Consider the following 17,561-nt stretch of genomic DNA (forward strand, 5'->3'; position numbering starts at 1 on the left):
AATTATGTTAAGGGTATACCACTCAAACCGGCTGGATGTTCTCGAGGCGTTGATGGAATTTATCGTCGAGCGCCAGCGGCTGGATGACCCTTTTCAGGCCGAAATGGTGCTGGTGCAGAGTACCGGCATGGCGCAGTGGCTGCAGATGACCCTGGCCTCGCGCTTCGGGATTGCCGCCAATATCGATTTCCCGCTGCCGGCGAGCTTTATCTGGGACATGTTTGTGCGCGTCCTGAAAGATATTCCGGGTGAAAGCGCCTTCAGCAAGCAGAGCATGAGCTGGAAGCTGATGACCCTCCTGCCGCAGCACCTGGAGGAAGACGATTTTATCTTGCTGCGCCAGTATCTGAGCGATGACGGCGACAAGCGCAAACTGTTTCAACTCGCCGCCCGGGTGGCGGACCTCTATGACCAGTACCTCGTCTATCGCCCGGAGTGGCTGATGCGCTGGGAGGCCGGCCAGCGGGTGGAAGGTCTCGGCGATGCCCAGCAGTGGCAGGCGCCGCTGTGGCAGGCGCTGGTGAGCTATACCGCCGAGCTGGGGCAACCGCAGTGGCACCGCGCCAATCTCTACCAGCGCTTTATCAGTACCCTGGAAAAAGCGGACGAACCGCCCGCCGGGCTGCCGTCGCGCGTCTTCATCTGCGGGATTTCCGCGCTGCCGCCGGTCTATCTTCAGGCCCTGCAGGCGCTGGGTAAGCATGTCGATGTCTACGTATTGTTTACCAACCCCTGCCGCTACTACTGGGGAGACATTAAGGATCCGGCGTTCCTGGCGAAGCTGCTGTCGCGCCAGCGGCGCCATCACCGCGAGGCGCGCGCGCTACCCCTGTTTCGCGATACCGAGCAGGCGCCAGGGTTGTTTAATGACGCCGGGGAGCAGGATGTCGGCAACCCATTGCTCGCCTCCTGGGGCAAACTGGGGCGTGATTATATCTACCTGTTGGCAGGGCTGGAGCGCTATGAGGAGCTGGACGCCTTTGTCGATATTGCTCCTGATAACCTGTTGCATAACCTGCAGTCGGATATCCTCGAACTGCGCAACGCGGCGGTGGCCGGGCAGAGCGCAGAGGCGTTCGCCCACAGTCGCGACAAACGTCCGCTGGCGCTGGATGACCGCAGTCTGAGCATTCACGTCTGCCACAGTCCGCAGCGCGAAGTGGAGGTTCTGCACGATCGGCTGCTGGCGATGCTGGAGGCGGATCCGACGCTCACGCCGCGGGATATCATCGTCATGGTGGCGGATATCGACAGCTACAGCCCCTACATACAGGCGGTGTTTGGCGCGGCCAGCGGCGATCGCTGGCTGCCGTGGGCGATCTCCGACCGCCGCGCCCGCGAGTCGCACCCGGTGCTGCAGGCGTTTATTACGCTGCTCTCGTTGCCGGACAGCCGCTTCGCCAGCGAAGATGTGCTGGCGCTGTTGGATGTCCCGGTGCTGGCGGCGCGCTTTAATATCACGGAAGAAGGGCTGCGCTACCTGCGTCAGTGGGTGAACGAGTCCGGGGTGCGCTGGGGAATGGATGACGACAACGTCCGCGAGCTGGACCTGCCGGCGACCGGGCAGCATACCTGGCGGTTCGGCCTCACCCGCATGCTGTTGGGCTACGCCATGGACAGCCGCGAGGGAGAATGGCAGTCGGTGCTGCCGTATGACGAATCCAGCGGTTTGATCGCCGAACTGGTGGGCAACCTCGCGTCGCTGCTGATGCAGCTTAATCTGTGGCGACGCGGCCTCGCCCAGCAGCGGCCGCTGGCGGAGTGGCTGCCGGTCTGTCGCGATCTGCTGAATGACTTTTTCCTGCCGGACAGCGAGACCGAAGCGGCGCTGGCGCTGATTGAGCAACAATGGCTGGCGGTTATTGATAGCGGTCTGGAAGCACAGTATGGCGACCAGGTGCCACTGACGCTGCTGCGCGACGAACTGGCCCAGCGTCTGGATCAGCAGCGGATCAGTCAGCGCTTTCTTGCTGGCCCGGTCAACATCTGCACCCTGATGCCGATGCGCTCTATTCCTTTCAAAGTGGTTTGCCTGCTGGGGATGAACGACGGGGTTTATCCGCGAACGCTGCCACCGCTGGGCTTTGATTTGATGAGCCAGAAGCCGCAGCGCGGCGACCGCAGCCGGCGTGATGATGACCGCTATCTGTTCCTCGAAGCGCTGATGTCCGCCGAACAGACGCTGTATATCAGCTACATCGGCCGTTCGATCCAGGACAACAGCGAGCGCTTTCCCTCGGTGCTGGTGCAGGAGCTGGCGGATTATATCGGTCAGAGCCACTGTCTCGCTGGCGACGAGGCGCTTGATTGTGACGCCAGCGAAGCCCGTGTCAAAGCTCATATCACCCATCTGCATACGCGCATGCCGTTCGACGTCGCCAATTTTCAGGAGGACGAGAACAAAAGCTACGCCCGCGAATGGCTGGCCGCCGCCGGTCAGCAGGGGGAAGCGCATAGCGACTTCATTCAGCCGCTCACCGCGCCGCCGATTGACAGCTTGCCGTTCGAGCAGCTCCTGCGTTTCTGGCAGCACCCGGTTCGCGCATTCTTTCAGCAGCGTCTGCGGGTCAATTTCCGCGCGGAAGAGGACGATATTCCTGACGACGAACCCTTCACTCTTGAAGGGCTGAGCCGTTATCAACTGAATCAGCAGTTGCTCAATACGCTTATCGAGGAGCAGGACGTCTCGGCTATGTTCCGCCGCTTCCGCGCCGCCGGCGAGCTGCCGTATGGCGCCTTTGGCGAGCTGGTCTGGGAGACGCAGCGCCTGGAGATGCAGGCCCTGGCCGAGCGAGTGATGGCCGAGCGCCAGCAGGCGCAGAGTATGGAGATCGATCTCCAGTGCGGCAGCGTAAATCTCACCGGCTGGCTGCAGCAGGTGCAGCCGGACGGTCTGCTGCGCTGGCGGCCTTCGCTGCTGAGCGTCTCCCAGGGGATGCAACTTTGGCTGGAACATCTTGTCTACTGTGCCAGCGGCGGCACCGGCGAGAGCCGGCTGTTTGTGCGTAAAGAGGGAGAGTGGCGCTTCCCGGCGCTGGCGCCCGCCGAGGCGCAGGCGTACCTTAATGCGCTGGTGGATGGCTATTTGCAGGGGATGTCACAGCCGCTGCTGCTGCTGCCGGAAAGCGGTGGCGCCTGGCTGAAAGCCTGTTACGACGCCGAAAAGGATGTCATCTTAATGGACGAAGAGACGCAGCAGAAAGCGCGGAGCAAATTCCTGCAGACCTACGAAGGTAACATGGTGGTCAGCGGGGAGGGCGCCGATATCTGGTATCAACGCCTGTGGCGTTCGCTGGAGCCGGCACATTACGAAGAAATCATTGCCCAGACGCAGCGTTATCTGTTACCGCTATATCGTTACCATCAGTCCACACAAATTTAAATAGTATAAAAATTGCGCAGTGAATGGCGGTTCATTTATTATGCGCAACGTATCACGGACTGATGGACATAAAAGGCTGCACGCTGTGCAGCGCAAGTTTGTTAATGATGAGGTTCGTGAATGCCCCGCAGTTTATGGTTCAAGGTTTTTGTTGTGCTGGCCGCCCTCTGGGCGCCGTTTAGTCAGGCCGACACCGGATGGCAGCCGATTCAGGAGACGATCCGCAAAAGCGAAAAAGATACGCGTCAGTATCAGGCGATCCGCCTTGATAACGACATGGTCGTGCTGCTGGTTTCCGATCCGCAGGCGGCGAAATCGCTGTCGGCGCTGGTGGTGCCTGTGGGATCCCTGCAGGATCCGGCCGATCATCAGGGGCTGGCGCATTTTCTGGAACATATGACGCTGATGGGGTCGCAAAAATATCCCCAGCCTGACAGCCTTGCAGAGTTTCTTAAGCTGCACGGCGGCAGCCATAACGCCAGCACCGCGCCCTACCGCACCGCGTTTTATCTTGAAGTGGAGAATGATGCGCTGGACGGGGCCGTAGACCGCCTGGCCGACGCCATCGCCGCGCCGCTGCTGGATAAGAAATATGCCGATCGCGAACGTAACGCGGTCAACGCCGAGCTGACGATGGCCCGGACGCGAGACGGGATGCGTATGGCCCAGGTCAGCGCGGAGACCATCAACCCGGCTCACCCAGCGGCGCACTTCTCCGGTGGCAACCTCGAGACGCTCAGCGATAAGCCCGGCAGTCCAGTGCTTGATGCGCTGCATACCTTCCGCGATAGCTGGTACTCCGCCAACCTGATGAAAGCGGTGATCTACAGCAACAAGCCGTTGCCGGAGCTGGCGCGGATGGCTGCTGACACCTTTGGCCGCGTGCCGAATCGTCAGATCAGCAGGCCGGAAATTACCGTCCCGGTGGTAACGGATGCGCAAAAAGGCATCATTATTCACTATGTGCCGGCGATGCCGCGCAAAGTGCTGCGCGTCGAGTTTCGCATCGACAACAACAGCGATCGCTTCCGCAGCAAAACTGATGAGCTGGTCACCTATCTCATCGGCAACCGCAGCCCGGGCACACTCTCCGACTGGCTGCAAAAGCAGGGGCTGGCGGAAGGTATCCGCGCCGATTCCGATCCGGTGGTAAACGGCAACAGCGGTGTGCTGGCGATCTCTGCCACCCTCACCGATAAAGGCCTGGCGCACCGCGACGAAGTGACGGCGGCCATTTTCAGCTACCTTGATCTCCTGCGTACCCAGGGCATCGACAAACGGTACTTCGACGAACTGGCGCATGTGCTGGCGCTGGACTTTCGCTATCCGTCGATCAACCGCGACATGGACTACGTGGAATGGCTGGCGGATACCATGATCCGGGTGCCGGTCGAGCATGCGCTGGACGTGGTGAATATTGCCGACCAGTACGACCCGCAGGCGATCAAAGACCGGCTGGCGATGATGACCCCACAGAACGCCCGCATCTGGTATATCAGCCCCCAGGAGCCGCATAACAAGACGGCCTATTTTGTCGATGCGCCGTATCAGGTGGATAAGATTAGCGAGCAGACATTCGCTGACTGGCAGCAAAAATCGCAGGCCATCCAGCTGCAGCTGCCGGTGCTCAATCCCTATATTCCGGATGATTTCACCCTCATCAAAAGCGATAAAGCCTGGCCGCATCCGCAGCTGATCCTTGATGAACCGACGCTGCGGGTGGTGTATGCCCCGAGCCAGTATTTTGCCAGCGAGCCGAAGGCGGATATCTCCCTGGTGCTGCGTAATCCTCAGGCGATGGACAGCGCTCGCCGGCAGGTGATGTTTGCCCTCAACGATTATCTCGCCGGCATCGCCCTCGATCAGCTCAGTAACCAGGCGGCGGTCGGCGGCATTTCGTTCTCCACCGGCGCTAATAACGGATTAATGGTTAATGCCAACGGCTATACCCAGCACCTTCCGGCGCTGTTCAGCGATCTGTTGCAGGGATACTTCAGCTATACGCCGACCGAGGAGCAGCTGGAGCAGGCCAAATCCTGGTATGCGCAGATGATGGACTCCGCCGAGAAAGGCAAAGCCTACGATCAGGCGATAATGCCGATCCAGATGGTCTCCCAGGTGCCGTACTTCCAGCGCGAAGTGCGCCGGGCGCTGCTGCCCTCCATCACTCTTAAAGAGGTGCTCGACTACCGCGCCAACCTGAAAACCAAGGGGCGTCCTGAACTGATGGTGATCGGCAATATGACCGCCGATGCCGCCACGACGCTGGCCCGCCAGATCCAGCAGCAGCTGGGCGCTGACGGCAACGAATGGTGCCGCAACAAAGACGTGGTGGTGAACCGGCAGCAGTTGGCGATCTTCAACAAAGCGGGCAACAGCACCGACTCCGCGCTGGCCGCGGTGTTCGCGCCGCCCAATGTTGATGAGTTCAGCAGCACCGCCGCCAGCACCCTGCTGGGGCAGATTATTCAGCCATGGTTCTACAACCAGCTGCGTACCGAAGAGCAGCTCGGCTATGCGGTCTTTGCCTTCCCGATGAACGTGGGGCGCCAGTGGGGCATGGGCTTCCTGCTGCAGAGTAGCGATAAGCAGCCGGCCTTCCTCTGGCAGCGGTTCCAGGCCTTCTTCCCCACCGCGGAGGCGAAGCTGCGGGCGATGAAGCCGGAAGAGTTTGCTCAGCTCCAGCAGGCGGTGATAAGCCAGATGCTGCAGGCGCCGCAGACGCTGGGCGATGAAGCCTCGAAACTGAGCAAAGATTTCGATCGCGGTAATATGCGTTTTGATTCACGTGATAAAGTAGTGGCTCAGATTAAACTGCTGACGCCGCAAAAACTTGCCGACTTCTTCCATCAGACGGTGGTGGATCCGCAGGGCATGACGATACTGTCCCAGATTTCCGGTAGCCAGAATGGCAAAGCGGACTATGCCCAGCCGAAAGGCGGCAAAGTGTGGGAAAACGTCAGCGCATTGCAGCAATCCTTACCCCTGATGCGAGAGAATGAATGACCGACACCGCTGAGTCTTTGGATCCCCTGCGCTTGCCCCTGAGGGGCGAGCGCCTGATAGAAGCCTCTGCGGGCACCGGAAAAACCTTTACCATCGCCGCGCTGTATCTGCGGCTGCTGCTGGGGCTGGGCGGCGAGTCTGCCTATCCCCGCGCCATCAGCGTTGAAGAGTTGCTGGTGGTGACCTTTACCGAGGCGGCGACCGAAGAGCTGCGCGGGCGTATCCGCAGCAACATCCACGAACTGCGCATTGCCTGCCTGCGCGGCGAATCCGACAACCCGCTCTACAGCGCGCTGCTGGCGGAGATCGCCGATAAAGACGACGCCGCGAAGATGCTGCTGCTGGCCGAACGGCAGATGGACGAGGCGGCGGTATTCACCATCCACGGCTTTTGCCAACGGATGCTGAGCCTTAACGCTTTCGAGTCGGGCATGCTGTTCGAGCAGCAGCTGATCGAGGATGAATCCCGCCTGCGCTATCAGGCCTGCGCTGACTTCTGGCGCCGCCACTGCTATCCGCTGACCCGTGATATCGCGGCGGTGATCCACGACGTCTGGAAAGGGCCGCGCGATCTGCTGAAGTCCCTTGACCGCTGGCTGCAGGGCGAAGCACCGCAGCTTAAGTCGCCGCCAGCCCCCGACGAGACGCTGGCCGAACGCCATCAGCAGATCATCGGCCGCATTGACGCGCTCAAGCAGCAGTGGCGCGAGCAGGTGGGCGAGATCGAAGGCGTGCTGGAAAATTCCGGGCTCGACCGGCGGAAATTCAATCGTGGCAACCAGGGCAAGTGGATTGAGAAAGTGAACGCCTGGGCGCAGGAAGAGACGTTGAGCTACCAGCTGCCCGACGCGCTGGAGAAATTTGCCCAGTCGTTTCTGCATGAGCGCGCCAAAGCCGGTGGCGAACCGCCGGTGCACCCTCTGTTTAGCGCCGTGGAGTCGCTGCTGGCCTCGTCGCTAACGCTCACCGATCTGGTGCTAGCGAGAGCGATGGTCGAGATCCGCGATGCGGTCGCGCGCGAAAAGCGCCGCCGCGGCGAGCTGGGGTTTGACGATATGCTCAGCCGGCTTGACGAGGCGCTGCGCGGCGACAGCGGCGAGGCGCTGGCCAGCGCCATTCGTCAGCGTTTTCCGGTAGCGATGATCGACGAATTTCAGGACACCGACCCCCAGCAGTACCGTATTTTCCGCCGCATCTGGCGCCAGCAGCCTGAGACGGCGCTGCTGCTGATCGGCGATCCGAAGCAGGCCATCTACGCCTTTCGCGGCGCCGATATCTTTACCTATATGAAAGCGCGCGGCGACGTTGCCGCGCACTACACCCTCGATACCAACTGGCGCTCCTCGCCGGGCATGGTGGGCAGCGTCAATCGGCTGTTCAGCCTCAGCGATAACCCCTTCATGTTCCGCGAGATCCCGTTTCTGCCGGTGAAGGCGGCGGCAAAGAATCAAGGGCTGCGCTTTACCGTTGACGCGGCGGACGTACCGGCGATGAACGTCTGGCTGATGCCCGGCGATGCCGTCGGCTCAGGCGATTATCAGACGTTTATGGCGCAGCTCTGCGCCACGCAGATCCGCGACTGGCTGAGCGCCGGCCAGCAGGGGCGCGCGCTGCTGTGGCGTGGCGAAACCTCGCGCCCGGTACAGGCCTCGGATATCACCGTGCTGGTGCGCAACCGGCTGGAGGCGGCGCAGGTGCGTGAGGCGCTGCAGGCGTTGGGCATTCCCTCGGTCTACCTCTCCAACCGCGACAGCGTTTTCGAGACGCTGGAGGCCCAGGAGCTGCTCTGGCTATTGCAGGCGGTACTGGCCCCGGAGCGGGAAAATACCCTGCGCAGTGCGCTGGCGACCTCGATGTTTGGCCTGACCGCGCTGGATATTGAAAACCTGAATCAGGATGAGCAGGCGTGGGACGCGCTGGTGGAGGAGTTCAGCGAATACCGCCAGATCTGGCGTCAGCGTGGGGTGATGCCGATGTTGCGGGCGCTGATGACGGCCCGGCATATCGCCGAGAACCTGCTGGCGACCCGCGGCGGCGAGCGGCGCTTAACCGACATTCTGCATATCAGCGAACTGCTGCAGGAGGCGGCCAGCCAGCTGGAAAGCGAGCATGCCCTGGTGCGCTGGCTGACGCAGCATATCGCCGAGCCGGACAGCAACGCCGCCAGCCAGCAGATGCGTCTCGAAAGCGATAAGCACCTGGTGCAAATTGTCACCATTCACAAGTCAAAAGGGCTGGAATATCCCCTGGTCTGGCTGCCGTTTATCGCCCGGTTTCGTAAACAGGACCAGGCGTTCTACCACGATCGCGACACCTTCGCGGCGGTGCTGGATCTGGGCCAGGCTGAATCCAGCCTCGAGCTGGCGGAGGCGGAACGGCTGGCGGAAGATCTGCGCCTGCTGTACGTCGCCCTGACCCGCGCGGTCTGGCACTGCAGCCTCGGGGTGGCGCCGCTCAGCAGCCGGAAATCTGGCAACAGCGATTTCCACCTCAGCGCGCTGGGGCGGCTGTTGCAGGCGGGCGAAGCCATGGACGCCGCCGGGCTGGCCGCGCGGCTGGCGGACTTCTGTCATGGCGATATTGCATTACAGAGACCGGGCGAGCTGGATCTGACCCCGTGGCAGGCGCCTGCGGCGACCATCCCCCCGCTGTCGGCGCGCGAGCTGCAGCGCCGCATCGCCGACGACTGGCGGGTGACCAGCTACTCCGGACTGCAGCAGCATGGTTTCAGCGGCGGGCAGGATCTGCTGCCGCGCCTGGATGTTGATGCCGCCGGCGTCGGCGAAGTCGTGGAAGAGCCACAGTTGACGCCACACCAGTTCCCGCGCGGCGCCGCGCCGGGGACCTTCCTGCACAGCCTGTTTGAGGAGCTGGACTTCACCCAGCCGGTGCCCGACGGATGGATGGCAGAGAAGCTGCAGCTGAGCGGGTTTGATGCGCAGTGGGCGCCGGTGCTGACCGACTGGCTGGGCGGCGTGCTGAAGACCCGCCTGCCGGGGGCGGATATCGCGCTCAATCAGCTTGCGGCGCGGGACAAACAGGTGGAGATGGCGTTTTACCTGCCTATCGCCCAGCTGCTGACGGCGGAGCGCCTTGACGCGCTTATCCGCCAGTACGATCCGCTCTCCGCCGACACGCCGCCTCTGGATTTCCGCCAGGTGCGCGGCATGCTGAAGGGCTTTATCGATCTGGTCTTCCGCCACGAAGGCCGTTATTACCTGCTGGATTACAAATCCAACTGGCTGGGGGAAGATCGCGAGGCCTACACCCGGCCGGCGATGGAGCAGGCGATGCGTGCCCACCGCTACGATCTGCAGTATCAGCTGTATAGCCTGGCGCTGCACCGCTATCTGCGCCACCGGCTGGCCGATTATGACTATGACCGCCACTTCGGCGGCGTGATTTATCTCTTCCTGCGTGGTATGGACGGACAGGAGGGCGGGCAGGGGATCTTCACCACCCGGCCGGTACGACCGCTGATTGACGGTCTGGATCAGCTTTTTGCCGGCGAAACGCAGGAGGAGGCCTCATGACTTTCGAACAACTACTGCTGGCCGCGGTGGAGCAGCGTCTGCTGCGGCCATTGGACGTCCAGTTTGCCCTGATGGTGGCGCAAAACGACCCGCCGGCGGTTAAGCTGGCGGCGGCGTTACTGAGCCGGGATGCCGGAGAAGGGCACGTCTGCCTGCCGCTCTCGCGGCTGAACGACGATGAGGCGCTGAGCGGGAAAGCGGGGGAGATCCGCGATCGGCTGCTGGCCGAAGCTGGCGCGCCGGAGGACTGGCCAGCATTGCTGCTTTCCTCATCGGCGGTAAGCAGTGGCGATGCCCCGACGCCGATGATTTTGTGCGGCGACCGGCTCTATCTGAATCGGATGTGGCGCAACGAGCTGACCGTCGCCCGCTTCTTTAACGAAGCCAACCGGATGCTGGAGATGGATGAGGCGCGGCTGGCGTCAACGCTAAATGCGCTGTTTCCCGCCACTGGCGAAACCGACTGGCAAAAAGTGGCCGCGGCGGTGGCGCTGACTCGCCGCATCTCGGTGATCTCCGGCGGCCCCGGCACCGGGAAAACCACCACCGTGGCGAAGCTTCTGGCGGCGCTGATCCAGATTGACGACAGTCCGCGCTGTCGTATTCGCCTGGCGGCACCGACGGGGAAAGCGGCGGCGCGCCTGACCGAATCGCTGGGCGCGGCGCTGAGAAAGCTGCCGCTGACCGATGCGCAGAAAGCGTTAATTCCCACCGAGGCCAGCACGCTGCATCGTCTGCTGGGCGCCCAGCCCGGCAGCCAGCGCATGCGCTATCACGCCGGCAACCCACTGCATCTGGATGTGCTGGTCGTGGATGAAGCCTCAATGATTGACCTGCCGATGATGTCGCGGCTTATCGACGCGCTGCCGGCCCACGGGCGGGTGATTTTCCTCGGCGATCGCGACCAGCTGGCCTCCGTGGAAGCGGGGGCGGTGCTGGGGGATATCTGCGCCTGGGCGAGCTCGGGCTACACTGCCGCGCGGGCGCAGGAGCTGACCCGGCTGACCGGTTCGCCGGTGCCAGCGGGCGAGGGGACTATCGCTGGCGCGCTGAGAGACAGTTTGTGCCTGCTGCAAAAGAGCTATCGCTTCGGCAGTCACTCCGGCATCGGGAGCCTGGCGCGGGCGGTGAACGCTGGCGCACGCGCGGAGGTGAAGGCCACGCTGCGCCAGCCGTTTGACGATATCGCGCTTCATCCCCTCAGCACGACCGACGAGTACGAGGCCATGCTCGGCGCGGCCCAGCAGGGCTATGAGCGCTACCTGCAGCTGCGCCGCGAGCGAGCCGAACCGCAGGCCATGCTGGCCGCTTTCAGCGAATTCCAGCTGCTGTGCGCGCTGCGCGAAGGGCCGTACGGCGTGAGCGGCGTCAATGAGCGGCTGGAGCAGCGGCTCAACCGCCAGCGGGCGATCGCCCTGCCGCGCCACTCCCGCTGGTATGACGGCCGACCGATCATGATATCGCGCAACGACAGCGCGCTGGGGCTGTTTAACGGCGATATCGGCATAGCGCTGGAGCGCAACGGCGAGCTGCGGGTGTGGTTCCTGATGCCCGACGGCACCATCAAGTCGGTGCAGCCGAGTCGCCTGCCGGAGCATGATACCGCCTGGGCGATGACCGTGCATAAATCGCAGGGCTCCGAGTTCGAACATGCGGCGCTGATCCTGCCGGCGCGCAGCGTCCCGCTGGTGACCCGCGAACTGGTCTACACAGCGATCACCCGCGCGAAACAGCGATTATCGCTCTATGCCGACGAGCAGGTGCTCTCCCAGGCCATTGTGACGCGCACCGAGCGGCGCAGCGGCCTGGCGGAGATTTTCGCCGGGCGCGAAGCCCCCTGAGAGGCCGCATCCGGGCGATGGGAAAATAATGCAGCCCGTTGCCCGGACTGGCAGAAAAATCAGTAGCTGAAGAACATGGGGATGAGCCAGAGCCCCGATATCGAGTTCATGGCAAAAAAATACCACCCATAGCGCATGGGGAGTGATGACGTTGAGAGATCGGCAATAACGATAACAACCAGTGAAATAATCAGGTTGGCTATCGACATGACGATAAACAGCAATGCCCCCATCAGCCCGGCCGCCATGGCGCCGGATGAGGGGCCTCCGCTACCCGCCATCATCGTTATCAGCAACAGTACCCAGGGATAAAGGGAGATGACCAGCACGATATTTTTGATGTTTCGGGTCACCCAGTTGGGCTGCTTTTCTATAGTCATTATCTGTCCTTAGCGTAATGAAATATTTATCGTGCGTTTCGCCTGAATCATGATGACGGTGGGGCGCTTTAAGGCCATATGACCAGCAGTACGAGCCACAATAGTGATATCGAATTCATCGCGAAAAAGCGGACTGCCGCGCCGCTGGCCAGCGGTGGGGAGGAACAGCGGGCAACAAAAATCACCAGCGAGGAGATGAGAACATTCATGCCGGATGTCAGGGCCAGCAGGAATAATATCGCGATGGCGGCGCCGAGTGCGGCATAACCATGCTGATGATGGCGCTGGTTATCCCAGAGGAGCAATATCATCAGCAACCACGGATAGAGGGTGACCGTGGCGGTAATGAGGTTGATATGTCTGACCAGCCAGTTCGGTTTGGTTTCCATTATTTCAGCGATCCTTGCAGGGCGGGTGGTGGCCGTTGTGCCAGTCGACGTCCTGTCGACAGCCAGTAGCATATCGGTGAGCCAGCGAGAAAGAAATGGTCTGCGCGGAAACCAGGAATTTCGCCCGCGTGTCGCAGACAGGCGCCGTTGCGAAGAGGGGCTGAAGAACGGCCCGGAATGAGACGATAAACGCTGTTTTATCCCGGGCCGTTAGAAAGAGTGAAGAAGGGCTTAAGCGAGGTCGGCCATCAGCACCTTCGACCGGCGCTGATAGTTATACATCTGCTTTTTACTCTCTGGCAGCAGGTCGATATCCACCGGCGTGAAGCCGCGCTCCTGGAACCAGTGGATGCTGCGGGTGGTTAGCACGAACAGCTTGCTCAGCCCCATCTGTCTGGCCTGGGCGGCAATACGCTCCAGCAGCACCTCTCCCCGCGACGAGCTCCGGTAATCCGGATGCACCGCCACGCAGGCCATTTCGCCGATCTTCTCTTCCGGGAAAGGATAGAGGGCAGCGCAGGCGATAGTGGTGTTATCGCGCTGAATAATGGTGAATTTGTCGATCTCCATCTCCAGCTGCTCACGGGAGCGGCGCACCAGGATGCCCTGCTGCTCAAGCGGGCTTATTAGCTCAAGAATACCGCCGATATCGTTGATGGTCGCCCGGCGGATCTGCTCCGCGCTCTCCATCACGATCTGGGTGCCGATGCCGTCGCGTGAGAACAGCTCCTGCAGCAGTGCGCCGTCTTCCTGATAGCTGATCAGGTGGCAGCGCCGCACGCCGCTGCGGCAGGCCTTCACGGCCCCGCGCAGAAAGCGCACGGTACCGGAGTTATAATCTTCGTCCGCTTCCAGCTCTTCGACGCGGGCCTGTGCTTCGTTGGGGAACAGTTCGGAGACAATTTCCCCTTCCTGGTTGTAGACCCCCTGCGACGAACAGAAGCCGATCATTTTCTCTGCCTTCAGCTTAATGGCCAGCTGGGTGGCGATCTCTTCAGAGGTCAGGTTAAAACTCTCGCCGGTGACCGACACCGCGACCGGCCCCATCAGCACAATGGCGCCACTGTCGAGCTGACGATGAATCGCCTCTTCGTCAATGCGGCGAATGCGTCCGCTGTGGCAATAATCGACACCGTCATCGACACCCAGCGGCTGGGCAATGATAAAGTTGCCGCTGACGACGTTGATATGGGCTCCCTGCAGCGGGGTATTGTTGAGGCTCATCGACAGGCGGGCGGTGATCTCCAGCTGCAGCATCCCCGCCGCTTGCTTAACCAGCTCAAGCGTTTTAGCGTCAGTCACTCGCGTCTGCTTGTGATAGACCGGCTCGTGATGGTGCTCGGCGAGGTTAGCGTCAATCTGCGGGCGGGCGCCATAGACCACGACCAGACGAATGCCCAGGCTATGCAGTAATCCTATATCATTGACAATACTTGAAAAATTCTCATGCTCAATGGCTTCGCCGCCCAGCATGATGACAAACGTTTTTCCCCGATGGGCATTAATATAGGGAACAGAATGGCGGAATCCTTCTACCAGTTCAGTGCGACGTTCCTTCACCATGACAAACCCTCAATGCATGATTATTCGTAATTATTGTATTTTTATTCTGTTTTGCCGTTAAACGCAAGTGCCAATTTTAGGCTAAGCCACGAAAAACATGTGACCCGGCGCAGGGTGTCAATGAATGTTTACCCTTTTATAGATGACAGGTTATATGCCTTTCGTTAAAGTTTCTGGTCAATCTGTTTGTTTTGGGTACAAATGCGTTTTTATTGCTTGGGAGTGGCATGTCGGGAAACAACTCTGGATTAAGCCGTCGCCGTCTGTTGCAGGGCGCGGGCGCCATGTGGTTAATGAGCGTGAGCCCTGTGGGGCTGGCTGCCGATGCGCGAGTGGTCGCCGTCCGTGTCTGGCCAGCATCGACCTACACGCGCGTCACGGTAGAATCGAATCATGTGCTGAAATACCGGCAGTTTGCCCTCAGTAACCCGGAGCGGGTGGTGGTGGATCTTGAAGGGGTTAACCTGAACTCTGTGCTGAAGGGCATGGGGGGGCAGATCCGCGATGACGACCCCTTTATTCAGTCCGCCCGCGTGGGCCAGTTTGATCCGCAAACCGTGCGCATGGTCTTTGAGCTCAAGCAGAACGTTAAGCCGCAGCTGTTTGCTCTCGCGCCGGTGGCTGGCTTTAAAGAGCGTCTGGTGATGGACCTCTATCCCGCCAACGCCACCGATGTTCAGGATCCGTTGCTGGCGCTGCTCGAGGATTACAACAAAGGCGATCTGGAGCGTCAGGTGCCGCCGGCGCAAAGCGGACCGCAACCGGGCAAAGCCGGGCGTGACCGGCCGATTGTCATTATGCTCGATCCCGGACACGGCGGCGAAGACTCCGGCGCCGTGGGGAAGTATCGCACCCGCGAGAAAGATGTGGTGCTGCAGATTGCCCGCCGCCTCCGGGCGTTGATCGACAAAGAAGGCAATATGAAGGCCTATATGACCCGCAACGAAGACGTGTTTATCCCGTTGAAGGTGCGTGTCGCCAAGGCGCAGAAGCAGCGCGCCGACCTGTTCGTATCGATTCACGCCGACGCCTTTACCAGCCGCCAGCCCAGCGGTTCCTCAGTGTTTGCCCTCTCCACCAGGGGGGCAACCAGTACCGCGGCAAAATATCTCGCCCAGACGCAGAACGCCTCGGATCTGATCGGTGGGGTCAGCAAGAGCGGTGACCGCTATGTCGACCACACCATGTTCGATATGGTGCAGTCCCTGACCATTGCCGACAGCCTCAAATTTGGCAAAGCGGTGCTGGAGAAAATGGGCAACATCAATAACCTGCACAAGAATCGGGTAGAGCAGGCAGGCTTTGCGGTGCTGAAGGCGCCGGATATCCCCTCCATTCTGGTGGAGACGGCGTTTATCAGTAACGTGGAAGAAGAGCGGAAGCTGAAAACGGCCAAATTTCAGCAGGAGGTGGCCGAGTCGATCCTCGCCGGGATTAAAGCCTACTTCGCCGACGGCGCGACGCTGGCCCGTCGCGGATAACCACACAGGAAAGGGACATGGCCTTACTGAAAAGCGCCCATGGCGGCAATATCCGCGAGGCCGCCGCCCTGCTGGGTATTGCCCCCGCAGAGCTGCTGGATTTTAGCGCCAACATCAATCCGCTGGGGATGCCAGCTTCGCTCAGGCAGGCGATCGTCGACAACCCAGGCTGCGCCGAGCGCTACCCTGACGTTGAGTATCAACAGCTGCACCAGGCGCTGGCGGCCCACCATCAGCTGCCGGCGGCGCATATCCTTGCCGGCAACGGCGAAACTGAATCGATCTTCACCCTCGTCCACGGCCTTAAGCCGCGGCGGGCGATGATCGTCATTCCCGGTTTCGCGGAGTACCGGCGGGCGTTGCAGATTGTGGATTGCGAGGTGGTGGAGTATGCCCTCCGGGAGCGCGATGGCTGGCAACTGACTGACGCGATCCTCGATGCCCTCACTCCGGGGCTAGACTGCCTGTTTCTTTGCACCCCGAATAACCCCACCGGCCTGCTGCCGGAGCGGGGCCTGCTGGAAGCCATTGCGCAGCGCTGTCGGGCGCTGAACATCAGCCTGATCCTTGACGAGGCCTTCCTCGATTTTATGCCCGACCAGCCGGGATTTATTCCCCTGCTGGCGCAGTACCCGCACGTCTGGGTTCTGCGTTCTCTCACCAAATTTTATGCCATTCCGGGGCTGCGTCTTGGCTACCTGCTGAACGCTGACGCACAGGCGGTGGCCCGGCTACGCGAGCGACAAATGCCGTGGTCCATCAATGCCTATGCCGCTCTGGCCGGGGAGATTATCCTCCAGGATCGGGAGTATCAGCGGGCCACCTGGCAGTGGCTGCAGGAGGAGGGGACGCGTCTCTACGCGCAACTGCAGGAGATTGCCGGCCTGACCGTGTGGCCCGGGCGCGCCAACTATCTGTTCTTGCGCTGCGACAGGCCAGGGCTTGACCTGCAATACGCCCTGTTGCGCCAGCATGTGCTGATCCGCAGCTGCGCCAACTACCCGGGGCTGGATAGCCGTTATTTCCGGGTGGCGATCCGCAGCGCCAGCGAAAACGATCAACTGCTGGCGGCGTTGCGCCGGGCTCTGGCCTGAGGCCTACTGCAGGGCGACGCCCCCGGGCACCATCGCCAGCAGATGCTGCTGCGGCCAGTGGGCGGCGATGTCGCTGTCTGCCAGTCGCCATTGGAGAAATTCGACGTCATGACGACGGCGGTCCAGCAGCAGGCCGACGACGCTGCCGCTGTGCGCCACGTTAAGGCCATACAATCCTGCGCTTTCCACCAGTTGCAGTAGCGCGTCAAACCCCGGTTTGGGTAACAGCTGCTGGCTGGCGATGGCGCTGATGGTCGCCGCTTCGCCCAGCAGCTGTGGGCTGCCGCAGTGGCAGGCCTGCTGCACTTTCTCCCACGCGAGCTGCAGCCGGGAGGCGTTAGCCAACAGACCCGCCTCGCGCGGCAACTGGTGGTAGTCGGTGGTGCGTAGCGTCAGCGGGCTCTCCAGTACTAACAGGTCGAGCGCCGGCGGCGCAGGGCAGGCGATTTGCGTGGCGGCGGTATTATGGTCGAACAGCGTCAGCTGGCGAAACAGGGTGCTGTCGGTAGGCTCCAGCGCGACGCACAGACGCGCCAGCGTCGGCTCATCCAGCGGATGGCCCAGATGGTGGGCGGTGGCGACGGCGGTGGCGGCGATATCGGCGGTGCTGCTGGCCATCCCTTTGGCCACCGGGATCGTTGAGTGCAGGGTGATGCGGATCTGCTGGCTCAGCGCTGGGGGATAGCCCCAGTGGGCCAGCAGCTGGTCGACCATCGCCCGCGACAGCGGCCGCTCATCTTTTCGCGGCACCCCGGTCTCGACCTCGACGGTGCTGTACCAGTCCACCGGGCAGGAGACCAGTTTCTCGCTGCCGAGGATCCAGCCCTGGATAAGTTCTCCGCACGAGGCGGGACATTGTGCAACAGCCACGTTTTCACCTTTCCGCTTACCT

General features: G+C 61.5%; 10 protein-coding genes. 6 read left to right on the top strand and 4 right to left on the bottom strand.

Annotated features, from left to right (window positions below; genetic code table 11):
- Positions 1 to 4: 4 nt before the first annotated feature.
- The 4 genes from recC (at position 5) to recD (ending at position 11,762) form a co-directional block, all read left to right on the top strand.
- The gene (recC, locus tag CWM61_RS12350) at positions 5 to 3,382 is read left to right on the top strand and encodes an exodeoxyribonuclease V subunit gamma (protein WP_100631303.1); all 3,378 of its coding nucleotides are present in this window, start codon (positions 5 to 7) and stop codon (positions 3,380 to 3,382) included.
- A gap of 120 nt (positions 3,383 to 3,502) precedes the next feature.
- The gene (gene ptrA, locus CWM61_RS12355; RefSeq protein ID WP_100631304.1) at positions 3,503 to 6,388 is read left to right on the top strand and encodes a pitrilysin; all 2,886 of its coding nucleotides are present in this window, start codon (positions 3,503 to 3,505) and stop codon (positions 6,386 to 6,388) included.
- Positions 6,385 to 9,921, top strand: a complete 3,537-nt coding sequence (gene recB, locus CWM61_RS12360) for an exodeoxyribonuclease V subunit beta (RefSeq protein WP_100631305.1) — start codon at positions 6,385 to 6,387, stop codon at positions 9,919 to 9,921. The genes ptrA and recB overlap by 4 nt, the downstream gene beginning before the upstream one ends.
- Entirely contained in the window at positions 9,918 to 11,762 is a 1,845-nt protein-coding gene (recD, locus tag CWM61_RS12365) for an exodeoxyribonuclease V subunit alpha (protein WP_100631306.1), read from the top strand. The genes recB and recD overlap by 4 nt, the downstream gene beginning before the upstream one ends.
- A 59-nt stretch (positions 11,763 to 11,821) precedes the next feature.
- Here the strand turns inward: recD and CWM61_RS12370 are convergent, their stop codons facing one another.
- The 3 genes from CWM61_RS12370 to argA all read right to left on the bottom strand — a co-directional run bounded on the left by CWM61_RS12370 (position 11,822) and on the right by argA (position 14,094).
- Complete coding sequence (locus tag CWM61_RS12370; protein WP_077268448.1) at positions 11,822 to 12,142, bottom strand: hypothetical protein; 321 nt, start codon at positions 12,140 to 12,142, stop codon at positions 11,822 to 11,824.
- 68 nt (positions 12,143 to 12,210) lie between these two features.
- Positions 12,211 to 12,531 carry a hypothetical protein gene (locus CWM61_RS12375; protein WP_100631307.1) on the bottom strand — a complete coding sequence of 107 codons (321 nt, stop codon included), beginning with the start codon at positions 12,529 to 12,531 and terminating at the stop codon, positions 12,211 to 12,213.
- A 231-nt stretch (positions 12,532 to 12,762) separates the two neighbouring features.
- Positions 12,763 to 14,094: an amino-acid N-acetyltransferase gene (gene argA, locus CWM61_RS12380; RefSeq protein WP_061153427.1), complete on the bottom strand. Its 1,332-nt coding sequence runs from the start codon at positions 14,092 to 14,094 to the stop codon at positions 12,763 to 12,765.
- A 227-nt stretch (positions 14,095 to 14,321) separates the two neighbouring features.
- Here argA and amiC point away from each other — a divergent pair, with 227 nt between their 5' ends.
- Positions 14,322 to 15,575 (top strand): N-acetylmuramoyl-L-alanine amidase AmiC, encoded by a 1,254-nt coding sequence (amiC, locus tag CWM61_RS12385; protein WP_008806319.1) that lies wholly within the window; start codon positions 14,322 to 14,324, stop codon positions 15,573 to 15,575.
- Between the two features lie 17 nt (positions 15,576 to 15,592).
- A complete protein-coding gene (gene cobD, locus CWM61_RS12390; protein WP_100631308.1) occupies positions 15,593 to 16,669 on the top strand; it encodes a threonine-phosphate decarboxylase CobD in 1,077 nt (358 codons plus the stop codon).
- Between the two features lie 3 nt (positions 16,670 to 16,672).
- On the opposite strand, the gene CWM61_RS12395 is transcribed toward cobD, so the two are convergent.
- Positions 16,673 to 17,539 (bottom strand): L-threonine kinase, encoded by an 867-nt coding sequence (locus CWM61_RS12395; protein WP_133122271.1) that lies wholly within the window; start codon positions 17,537 to 17,539, stop codon positions 16,673 to 16,675.
- Positions 17,540 to 17,561: the final 22 nt, after the last annotated feature.

The organism is Klebsiella sp. K-Nf6, assembly GCF_002806655.1.
Classification (GTDB): domain Bacteria; phylum Pseudomonadota; class Gammaproteobacteria; order Enterobacterales; family Enterobacteriaceae; genus Klebsiella; species Klebsiella variicola.

What these genes read in the sequence shown, in the direction of transcription:
- ptrA (WP_100631304.1), top strand. Translation starts at nt 3,503, where the DNA reads ATGCCCCGCAGTTTATGGTTCAAGGTTTTTGTTGTGCTGGCCGCCCTC.
- amiC (WP_008806319.1), top strand. Translation starts at nt 14,322, where the DNA reads ATGTCGGGAAACAACTCTGGATTAAGCCGTCGCCGTCTGTTGCAGGGC.
- CWM61_RS12370 (WP_077268448.1), bottom strand. Translation starts at nt 12,142, where the DNA reads ATGACTATAGAAAAGCAGCCCAACTGGGTGACCCGAAACATCAAAAAT.
- CWM61_RS12375 (WP_100631307.1), bottom strand. Translation starts at nt 12,531, where the DNA reads ATGGAAACCAAACCGAACTGGCTGGTCAGACATATCAACCTCATTACC.
- argA (WP_061153427.1), bottom strand. Translation starts at nt 14,094, where the DNA reads ATGGTGAAGGAACGTCGCACTGAACTGGTAGAAGGATTCCGCCATTCT.
- recC (WP_100631303.1), top strand. Translation starts at nt 5, where the DNA reads ATGTTAAGGGTATACCACTCAAACCGGCTGGATGTTCTCGAGGCGTTG.
- recD (WP_100631306.1), top strand. Translation starts at nt 9,918, where the DNA reads ATGACTTTCGAACAACTACTGCTGGCCGCGGTGGAGCAGCGTCTGCTG.
- recB (WP_100631305.1), top strand. Translation starts at nt 6,385, where the DNA reads ATGACCGACACCGCTGAGTCTTTGGATCCCCTGCGCTTGCCCCTGAGG.
- cobD (WP_100631308.1), top strand. Translation starts at nt 15,593, where the DNA reads ATGGCCTTACTGAAAAGCGCCCATGGCGGCAATATCCGCGAGGCCGCC.